Source organism: Sulfitobacter sp. 1A10359 (genome assembly GCF_043558145.1).
GTDB lineage: Bacteria > Pseudomonadota > Alphaproteobacteria > Rhodobacterales > Rhodobacteraceae > Sulfitobacter > Sulfitobacter faviae.
This window is the reverse complement of the sequence record NZ_JBIFGB010000006.1, coordinates 191,893-201,854: the sequence shown is the minus strand read 5'-3', so window position 1 is coordinate 201,854 and position 9,962 is coordinate 191,893. Positions and strand designations below refer to the sequence as shown.

The following is a 9,962-nucleotide window of genomic DNA, read 5'->3' as shown; positions in this document are numbered from 1 at the left end:
CATAAACCACGACGCATAACTGAGGGTGGGTCAAATCTCGGTGAAAATACCGGGTCAGTTCTCAGTGACAATCAACAGGCACAACCGCCAAACCGATGCAAAGCAGTAAAAAGAGCGCGACCACCCAAATGTACCAACTGGCAAAACTGCTCAGCATTGCGCCATTGAGCGCGTTCAGTACAGAAGCAGCATTCGCTGGGACGGTTATCGCCCAGACGATAAGGGCGCTCACCAGAATTTTCGATGGAATAGCGACACTGCGGGTAAAGCCGGAGTAGAATCCCCGGCGTGTGGTTGCGATGTGCAAATCCATTAAGGGTGGTTTGTAGGCCATATATCCTCCATCATGGCAATAAGATCCAGACAGCATCCTCCACTTGCCGTACACCGATGCACGACATGACTGGTCCGAACCATTCGGGTAACGCAGCACCTTGGTTGTCCGAGTACGCTGCAAAGGAAGGGCAGCCCGTTCGGCGCCGCCCTAATTTTTTGCTAGCTAGGCAGGTATTCTCCGCTCCAGCTTTCGCTGATCTGCCCCGATTTCAACATCCGCTCGATCGCGCCATCGGAATAGCCTAGCTCGGCCAGAACCATGCGCGTGGAGGCTCCGAACTTCTCGGTTGGCGGCAACGCAAAGACCCGCCCTCGTTCCGGACGCACGGCGTAGGGGTCAAGTTGAATGACCTCATGGCCACTCGGATGATCTGCATACTGCGAGAATGAGTAACTGCCCCGTTCGGTGCCCGGCGAGCCATCCGGCTCGCGCATATTCTCTGAGCGTAATTCGTCGATGTTATTGCACAACGCACAGCCGATATCGGCACTACGCAACCGGGCGATCCATTCGGTTGCGGGGTGGGACTGGAAAGCCCCCGCCAGAAAAGCGGCACGCTCTTCCGCAGGCACATTTGGCAGGTCTTCGAGTCCTTCCACAGCACGAAAACGAGGTAGGTCTGCTTCATAGGCGCTGAGCAGGATATAAACCCCCGAAGCGGTACTGTAAAAACGGCTGAGCGGGTCGTAACCATTCACTTCCGGCCCTGAAGGTTCATCGAAGAGGCCCCGCCCCCGGAAATCATAGGCGAAGGGGATTTGCAGCAGGCCGCTGTTTGAACTCAGCGAGGTACGCCCCCGCCCGATCCGACCGAAACGGTGTTTCTGGTAAAGCGACGCCGCCACAGCCAAAGCGCCGCCGAAGCCACACATCACGTCGATGGTGCCCACATGGGCGTGCTCTTCGGGCCGGTCCATCGCACCGCCAAAGCGCAGCATGATCCCCGTTGTAGCCTGTACGAGGTCGTCATAGCCGATGTAATCGGTCCGCACGCCGCGTTGAACGCCGCTGAAGCAGTCAAGTTTACAAAAGATCGCTTCGGGATTCAGCTTACGCAGGCTTTCAGCATCAAGGCCCATCCGGCGGATCTGACTGTCGGGCGCATTCCAAAAGATCACATCAACCGATTTCACAAGGTCTTCAAAAACCTTGCGACCATGCTCAGATTTGATGTCCGCCAGAATGGATTTCTTTCCCCGCCCTTGGCTCATCCCGTAAATCACGGTGTTCCAGCTGTCGTAAAGCGGCGTGGCCGGGTCCAATTTGATCACTTCAGCACCGAACCGCGCCAGATAGCTTGCGGCATGCGGCCCTGCGATCACGTTACACATGTCCAATACTTGAACGCCCGAGCCAGCCCTCCTGATCAATGCCCTCTTCCGGTTCGGGGATATCAGTCCGAAGTTTGCGCAAAGCCTTCAGGGCCACATCGAATTCAACCCATTGGCGCGGTGCGGTGGCCAGCGCCTCTTCGCCGCTTTCTTCCATCCACACCACCGGGCCGGGTTGGGTCATCTCTCCGTAAATCGGATCATCGACGTCGATCATCAGGCCGGAAGCTTCGGCGTATTCGTCATTAATCCACTCTTGCAACCAACGTTGCGGTGCGCCCGGAATTCCAGCCCGCCCGAACATGCGTTTCCACTCGTGAGAGGTCCGGGTCATGAAGACTTCTTTCATCCGAGCCGCGATCTTATCGGCCCAAGGTTTCGGCATCGGATAGACACCAAGTGAGGTATCTGACTCCCATTCCGCCTGCGGCTTATAGGTGTCGTCTTCTTCCCGAAGCCCCCCCTCAACCATTTCGTCATAAAGGCCCAACACCTCAAGACAGCGCCGGGCATGGTGTTTATGGCTGGGGCAAACGACGTAGAACATACGCCCGTCCTTGCACATGTAGCTGCGAAAGAACGGATCCAGTAGTTCTTGCAAATCCTCATATGAAACGTTCATGGGCAGGCCTTCGACACGGCGGCGTTCGATTTCGATCTCGCGCTGCGTCAGATAGCGCTGCGGCATATCTGCGACCTTGATTGAATTGTAGCACAGTCCTTCCATCACAGCGACGGCCAGCGGCACTTCGATATGATCTCCCAATCCGGTCAATTGCCGCGACTGAAGCGCCAGCACAGTGGCCGAGGCTGCAATCTGCGAGGCATAGGCTGACGACAGCGGCAAGGGAGAGAAGGACGGGTTCAACCCCATAAGGACACGATTTAGACCCATGTCCGTAAAGACCCCGGAACTCGCCGCGACGACGCTTTCAAACGCGCGTTGTTCACGCCGTTCGGCATCGTTGGAGGCGAACCCGGGGATAGACACGGTGATCAACTCGGGCCGCGCGGTGCGCATCTCGGTAAAGTCTACTCCGAGTGCGGCCAGCTTGCCGGGGCGGAAGTTTTCAACAATGATGTCAGCCTCGGCGCAAAGCGCCCGTGCCTGCGCCAGCCCTTCTTCTGATTTCAGATCAAGCGTTACAATCATCTTATTGCGCATCAGCGCAGCATTGGCCGGGCTGTCCCACATCGGTCCGTCCGGGGGATCAATATGTACGACAGTAGCGCCCAGATCCTCCAGCAACATCGCCACGGCAGGGCCAGCGATATATTGACCGAAGTCGATGACTTTTACCCCGGTCAAAGGAAGGTTGGATTTAGAGTTTCGCATATTTCCTCCTCGGGAAATGGGGTGTCTACTGGCCGGCAAGAATCCAGCGTGCTGCTTTTTCCGCGACCATCAAAGTGGGCGAATTGGTGTTTCCGCTGACTATTTCCGGCATGACACTGGCATCGACCACCCGCAGCCCTGCTACGCCTTTCACTCGCAGGTGCGGGTCGAGAACGGCGCGATCATCGTCAAGCCTTCCCATTCTGACCGTACCGGCAGGGTGAAAGATCGTATTGGCGATATCTCCCGCGAGTTTGGCGAGATCTGCGTCGCTTTGATATTGGGGTCCGGGCTTGTATTCTTCCGGCTCATAAGGCCGCATCGCAGGCTTCGCCATAATCTCGCGCACTTGGCGTAGGCTGTCGGCGGCAACTTTGCGGTCGTCTTCTGTCGCCAAATAATTTGGCGAGATCATCGGCGCATCGCGGAAATTGGCAGACCGAATCCGGACATGCCCGCGACTGGATGGGTTGAGGTTGCAAACGCTGACCGTAATTGCCGGAAACTTATGAAGGTCGTCACCGAAGGCTTCGAGGCTCAGAGGTTGCACGTGATATTCGAGATTTGCATAAGTCCGTTTCGGGTCCGAGCGCGTGAACGCCCCGAGCTGACTGGGGGACATGCTCATCGGACCGGAACGCTTGAAGAAATATTCTGCCGCAATGGCGGCCTTACCCAAAAGGTTCCCCGTCAATGTGTTCAGTGTTCGTGTCCCCGCCACCTTATAGACCGCACGGATCTGCAGGTGATCCTGAAGATTTTCCCCAACAGGAGCGTCTCGCACCACCTCGATGCCATGCGTCTTTAACAAGTTTGCCGGGCCAATACCCGACAGTTGCAATATCTGTGGGGAGTTGATCGCACCGGCTGATAGTACTGTCTCACGCCGCGCAGTCACCTCAATCGCCTGCCCTTTACGTTGAACCCGCGCGCCGGTGCAGCGTAGCTGTCCTTGCGGATTAGCGCCGAATACCAGCTTTTCTACCTGTGCTTCAGTCCAGATCGTCAGGTTCTGCCGATCCTTGGCGGGCCGCAAAAAAGCTTTGGACGTATTCCACCGCCAACCAGAGCGCTGGTTCACATCAAAGTAGCCAACACCTGCGTTGTCACCAGAATTGAAATCTTCTGTCTTCTCGATTCCTGCCTGTTCTGCCGCATCGGCAAAGCTATCCAAGACGTCCCAGCGCAGCCGCTGCTTTTCAACTCTCCATTCCCCGCCATGGCCATGCATGTCGGAAAATCGGCTGTTGTCGCCCGTGGTCGGGTCGGCGCCATCTTCAAGCTTTTGATGATCCTCATGCGCCATGAAATCGCGCAGAGAGCTTTCCCAGCCCCAGTCCTCGTCCCCGCAAAGGGACGCCCAATTGTCGTAGTCTCTGGCCTGCCCGCGCATATAGATCATGCCGTTGATAGAAGAGCAGCCTCCTAAAGCCTTGCCGCGCGGATAGCGTAAGACCCGGCCGTTCAGCCCGGGATCAGCCTCGGTGTTGTACATCCAATCGGTACGCGGATTGCCTATGCAATAGAGGTACCCGACAGGAATATGGATCCAGTGATAGTTGTCCCGCCGCCCCGCTTCGAGCAGCAGAACCCGGTTGCTCGGATCCGCGCTTAGCCGATTGGCCAAAAGACACCCCGCGGAACCGCCCCCAATGACGATAAAGTCGAATTCACTCTCGGTTTGCGACACCACCCGGCCTCCCCTTTGTTCTTGCTGCAGCATTCGTGCGAGGGGGCTCGCTGCGATCGAACCGCGCAACTCACTACGCCAACGCCCCCACGCCGCTGCAACATCAGCCAAGGTTTAGTTAGCCATGCGCGGCTTTCCTAATGACAAATTCCTTCGCCTGATATTAAAGATTCTAATATGGATAGGCTGACGAACGTGAATGGAATTCTGGCTTTCGCAACCGTCGCGCGTGAGGGCAGCGTCTCGCGTGCAGCCGAGGTGCTTAACCTCACCCAACCCGCGCTCAGCCATCAGATTAAACGACTAAGCACGGACCTAGGTGTCACCCTGTTCACCCGATCGCCGCGCGGCCTGGTGCTCACGCCTGATGGCACGGCACTGTTACCGCTGGCAGAGCAGGTTCTCGCTGCCATGTCCGATTTCCATCGCCGCGCGAGCACGCAGTTTGGTGAGCTGTCAGGCAAACTGAAAATCGGCACGATTGTCGATCCTGAGTTCATCCGTCTTGGACGGTTGCTAAGCCAATTGGGCAAGGCCCATCCCAAAGTGACGACAGAGTTGGTACACGGTATCAGCGGTGACATCCTGCGCATGCTGAAGGGACGCCAGCTTGATGCAGGCTTCTACCTCACCGATCCAGATGAAGCGAATTCAATTCCTTCGACACGGCCTTTGCATACCAAAACGCTAGCTCAATTCTCCTATCGCGTCATTGCACCCGCAGGCTGGGAGGCGCAGCTCTCCACTGATGATTGGGCGCAGCTTGCAACCCTTCCTTGGATCGGCACCTCGCCCGCCTCGGCCCATAATCGCCTTTTAGGAAACATCTTTGCGCGGCATAACTGCCGTCAAAAGGTGGTCGCGCTGGTCGACCATGAAGCCTCTATGCTAGAAATGGTCCGTTCTGGTGTGGGGCTGAGCCTATGCCGCGAGTCCATCGCGCTACATGAACGTCAAAGTTCTGGCCTTACCGTCAGCGAGAGCCTGCACGTGCCCGCCTGCCTTATACTCATTGCGTTCAAGGACAGGATGCAAGACCCGGTGATCGCCGCGCTCTTCGAGCAGTTGCAGAAAGTATGGTGAACGGTCGATCTCTAAACCTTCCAGTTCGCTATCCCCACCATAATCCCCCGTCCGTGCATCCTTAGAGGTGTTCGGGCGGGGCGGCTCTTCCTCACTATTTTTTGCTGTTCTGGGTTAGTCCTTCTGGGAGGCGCTGGGCTCCCATCCTAGGATCAAGATACTGCCTGTCTGTCCTTTTAGCCTCCGAAAAGGGCCACCTACCGAGATGGATATCCTGCCGCCTCTGGGCACCCAAATGCCCCCAAAAGCGCCCCTGATTCTGCTTCTCGTGACGTAAGCCGATGAACGGGATCGACTGACTGGGGTATTCTACCATCCCAGCCAACACTCTCCCTCGATAGACATCCCCCGCACAGCGCCCGGCCTACGACATCGCGTCGCAGATCAAAGCACCCTATAGCCTTGCCGCGACAGCCGGGGTATCAGGGCGCATGTCCGCCGTTTCGCGCATATCCTCGCTTCGGGCCAGCCTGACCCTCTTGCTGCTGCTGGCCCTTGCCAGCTTGCCTTTCGCCCATCGGGCGACCGCGCAGGTGCAGCAGGATCCGGCGTTCATCGCCTTTATCCAAGCGGGCGGCACGTTGAGCGACCTTTGCGATGGGCCGGTCGAAGGGCAGAACCATGCGGCATTGGATTGCGAAGCCTGCCGCATCGTCAACGCACTGATCCTGCTCAACCCGGCGGATGTCTTGCTGCCGCGCGCGGCGCTGCACTTTGCCACGCCCCGCTTGACCCGTGCCTTGGGCGCACCACGCAGCCCCGCCGGGGCGCCACCGCCTGTCCGGGGGCCTCCCTTCGTCTGAGCCACCACTTTTTTTTTGCACATCTCAGACAATGGAACATGACAATGAAATCTTTCTATACCGCAGCCTTGGCTGCCCTCCTCGCCCTGCCCGCCGCCGCGCATGAGTACACCGCAGGCGCTTTGACCGTCGATCACCCGATGGCCTATGAGACCCCGAAAACCGCCCGCGTGGGCGGCGGCTATCTGACGATCACCAATGGCGGCGACACTGCCGACCGTCTTGTCAGCATCAGCGCCGAGGGCTTTGACGAAGTCTCTCTCCACGAGACGACCACCGATGACATGGGCGTCGCGCGCATGTCGCATGTGGACGGCATCGACCTGCCCGCGGGCGAGACTGTCACCCTCAAGCCCGGGGGGCTGCATGTGATGTTCATGGGCCTCGACGGTGACCCTTTTGAGGAAGGCGAGAAAATTCCTGCCACCCTGACCTTTGAAAAGGCCGGAACCTTGGATGTGACGTTCAATGTCGAAAGCCGCCGCGGGCATGACGCGGGCGGAATGGATCACTCCTCGCACGAGCATAAACACTAAGCCCAAGCCCATCGCAGGATGCGCCGCAAGGCGTTGACCGGCCCGCTTCAACACCTCTGCCTCTGGGCGGTGGTGTTGTTGTTTGGGGCGTTCTCGGCGCTCGCGCCCGGAACCATGCCAGAGCGCCAGCAAGGCGCGCTGACCATGGTGCTGTGCACGGGCTACGGGGTGGAGACGGTGACCATCGGGCCGGATGGCGAACCGGTGCAGCCCGAGCACAAGCCCTGCGATTGGAACCAGCACTCCCTCGCGGCCCTACGCAGGGGGCTGGCGGTACAGCCCTTGGCCGTCACCTTTCACCCGGCGCCACCGCTGCCCCCTGCCCCTGCCACAGGGCCCAAACCGCGCCGCGCCTCTGTCAAACGCGCAAGGGCGCCGCCACGGGTTCTCTGACCTCCAAACCACATATCAATTCAGTCAGAGGACCAAACACATGGTTTCCATCGATCCTGCAGGCGCGGCAGCCCTGCAAAACGACAACACGCAACGTGCGAACAGCTTTTACCGCGCCGCTTGGCGCTGGCATTTCTATGCCGGGGTCTATGTCATCCCCTTTTTCATCATGCTCGCCCTAACCGGGCTCGTGATGCTTTGGATCGCCTTCATCGGCGGCCGGGACGGAGAGCGGATTGCCGTCACGCCCCAAGACGCGCCCCTTGCCCTCTCCGATCAGGCCGCCGCCGCACAGGCCAGCATCGAAGGCGGCACCCTTGTGCAATATGTCGCCCCCCGCGCCGATGATCTGGCCGCGATCTTTCGGGTGGACGCGCATGACGTGGCGACCATGGTCGCCGTCGATCCCTATACCGCCGAAGTCCTCGCCAGCTTCCCGCGCCGCAGCGGCTGGTACGACATGGCCGACAACATCCACGGCAGCCTGCTATTAGGCGTGACCGGCGACCGCATGATCGAGATCGCGGCCTCGCTTGGCATGGTGCTGATCGCCACGGGGCTCTACCTCTGGTGGCCGCGCGGCACCGGTTTGCGCGCGGCACTGCTTCCGCGATTGGGCCGTGGGCGGGCCTTGTGGAAATCCCTGCACGGGGCGATCGGGCTTTGGGTGTCGGTGGTGCTGTTCTTCTTCCTGATCTCCGGGCTGTCGTGGGCCGGTATCTGGGGCGAGAAGATGGTGCAGGCTTGGAGCCAGTTCCCGGCAGAGAAATGGGAGGCCCCGCTGTCGGATGACCTCCACGCCAGCATGAACCACGGGCCCAAGGAGGTGCCTTGGGCGCTGGAGCAAACCCCGATGCCCGCCTCAGGCAGCGATGCCGGGGTGACGGGATTGGCCGAAGGCACGCCGGCCACGCTTGACACCATCGACGCGCTGGCCCGGCAGATCGGCTTTGACGCGCGCTATCAGATGAACCTGCCGCGCGGCGAGGACGGGGTTTGGACGCTGAGCCGCGATTCGATGAACACCGATGCCGAAGACCCCACCAGTGACCGGACGGTGCATATCGACCGGCACACGGGCAAGATCCTCGCCGATGTGCGCTATGAGGATTATTCGCTGGCCGGCAAGGCGATGGCCGTGGGCATCGCGCTGCATATGGGCACCCTGGGTTGGCCGAGCGTTTTGGCCAATACGCTGTTTTGCCTGTCGGTGATCTTTCTTTGCGTCTCGGGCGTGGTGATGTGGTGGAAACGCCGCCCGGCAAATCCTGCCGGTTGGCTTTCGGCCCCGCCGGCGCCGCGCAATATGACGCTGTGGAAAGGCGCGGTTGTGGTCGGTCTGGTGGTGGCGCTGGCCTTTCCGATGGCGGGGGTCACCCTGCTGGTCGTGGGGCTGCTGGATTGGCTCCTGCTGCGCCGCGTGCCCGCGCTCAAGCGCATGGTCTCCTAAGATGCCGCCCGCCCCTTTGCGGGGGCGGGCACCCTCGCGGCGTTCAGGCCGTGTGCTGTTTGATCAGCTCTTTGTACAGCGCTTGGATGCGTTTGGTGACAGGCCGCTCGCCCGCGCCGATAGGTTTGCCGTCAATCTCGGCCACCGGGGTTTGCGCGCCAAAGGTGCCGGTGAGGAAAGCCTCATCCGCGCCGTAAGCCTCGTAGAGCGAGAAGTTCTTTTCCTTCATCGGGATGCCATTCGCGTGGCAGAGGTCGATGACCTTCTGCCGCGTCACCCCGTTCATGCAATAGTCCCCGGTCGAGGTCCAAACCTCGCCCCGGCGCACGATGAAGAAGTTACAGGCATTGGTGGTGTTCACGAAGCCCTGCGGGTCGAGCATCAGCGCCTCATCCGCGCCCGCTTCTTCGGCCTGAAGGCAGGCGATGATGCAGTTGAGCTTGGAATGGCTGTTAAGCTTCGGGTCTTGGCTGTGCGGTAGGCCGCGCACCTGCGGGACCGAGGCCAGACGGATGCCCTTGGACTGCAGCCGGTCCACGGGTTTGGAATGCTCCATGATGATCACCAGCGTCGGCCCAGTGGTGCTAAGCGACGGGTGCTGGAAGGGTTTGTCCTTGATCCCGCGCGTCAGCATCAGGCGGCAGTGCACGTCATCGTGCATGTCATTCGCCTCGGCCGTGCGGCGCAGGGCGTCGGCGATGCCGGCCTTGTCCATCCCCACATCGAGCGAGATCGCTTTGCAGGAGTTGAAGAAGCGGTCCATATGCTCATCGAAGAAGGCCCATGTGCCGTTATAGAGGCGCATGCCTTCCCAGATGCCATCGCCCAGCATGAAGCCCGCGTCATAGACCGAGACTTTGGCCTCGTCGCGGTGCAGGATGTCGCCGTTGACGTAGATCTTGATGTCGCGGTTGCGCGCGTCTTCGTCGGCGGCGTGGGTGGTGGTGTGTTCGGTCATGGTGAGGGTCCGTTGGTGAAGGCGGTTGGCGCTATTGATAGCAAA

At 59.7% G+C, this 9,962-nt stretch carries 10 protein-coding genes; 5 read left to right on the top strand and 5 right to left on the bottom strand.

Translation table 11 applies throughout. The features are described from left to right. Nucleotides 1–61: 61 nt before the first annotated feature. The 4 genes from ACGYK2_RS14205 to ACGYK2_RS14190 form a co-directional block, all read right to left on the bottom strand. Nucleotides 62–334, bottom strand: coding sequence for a BCCT family transporter (locus ACGYK2_RS14205; RefSeq protein WP_394374322.1), 273 nt, complete (start codon nt 332–334; stop codon nt 62–64). Between the two features lie 161 nt (nt 335–495). Beyond that, complete coding sequence (locus ACGYK2_RS14200) at nt 496–1,668, bottom strand: CoA transferase (RefSeq protein ID WP_271689067.1); 1,173 nt, start codon at nt 1,666–1,668, stop codon at nt 496–498. Next, nucleotides 1,661–3,043, bottom strand: a complete 1,383-nt coding sequence (locus ACGYK2_RS14195; RefSeq protein WP_394374321.1) for a CoA transferase — start codon at nt 3,041–3,043, stop codon at nt 1,661–1,663. Before ACGYK2_RS14195 ends, ACGYK2_RS14200 begins: the two co-directional genes overlap by 8 nt. After that, nucleotides 3,030–4,694: a GMC family oxidoreductase gene (locus tag ACGYK2_RS14190; protein WP_394374320.1), complete on the bottom strand. Its 1,665-nt coding sequence runs from the start codon at nt 4,692–4,694 to the stop codon at nt 3,030–3,032. Before ACGYK2_RS14190 ends, ACGYK2_RS14195 begins: the two co-directional genes overlap by 14 nt. Before the next feature lie 177 nt (nt 4,695–4,871). Here ACGYK2_RS14190 and ACGYK2_RS14185 point away from each other — a divergent pair, with 177 nt between their 5' ends. From ACGYK2_RS14185 to ACGYK2_RS14165, 5 genes are all read left to right on the top strand, one after another. Next, a complete protein-coding gene (locus ACGYK2_RS14185; protein WP_271689065.1) occupies nt 4,872–5,777 on the top strand; it encodes a LysR family transcriptional regulator in 906 nt (301 codons plus the stop codon). Between the two features lie 431 nt (nt 5,778–6,208). Further along, complete coding sequence (locus tag ACGYK2_RS14180) at nt 6,209–6,580, top strand: hypothetical protein (protein ID WP_271689064.1); 372 nt, start codon at nt 6,209–6,211, stop codon at nt 6,578–6,580. Between the two features lie 44 nt (nt 6,581–6,624). Beyond that, nucleotides 6,625–7,116 (top strand): copper chaperone PCu(A)C, encoded by a 492-nt coding sequence (locus ACGYK2_RS14175; RefSeq protein ID WP_271689063.1) that lies wholly within the window; start codon nt 6,625–6,627, stop codon nt 7,114–7,116. A gap of 33 nt (nt 7,117–7,149) precedes the next feature. Further along, complete coding sequence (locus ACGYK2_RS14170; protein WP_271689062.1) at nt 7,150–7,509, top strand: hypothetical protein; 360 nt, start codon at nt 7,150–7,152, stop codon at nt 7,507–7,509. Between the two features lie 40 nt (nt 7,510–7,549). After that, entirely contained in the window at nt 7,550–8,959 is a 1,410-nt protein-coding gene (locus ACGYK2_RS14165; protein ID WP_271689061.1) for a PepSY domain-containing protein, read from the top strand. 43 nt (nt 8,960–9,002) lie between these two features. Here the strand turns inward: ACGYK2_RS14165 and ACGYK2_RS14160 are convergent, their stop codons facing one another. After that, nucleotides 9,003–9,917 carry a D-amino acid aminotransferase gene (locus tag ACGYK2_RS14160; protein ID WP_271689060.1) on the bottom strand — a complete coding sequence of 305 codons (915 nt, stop codon included), beginning with the start codon at nt 9,915–9,917 and terminating at the stop codon, nt 9,003–9,005. Between the last annotated feature and the right edge of the window lie 45 nt (nt 9,918–9,962).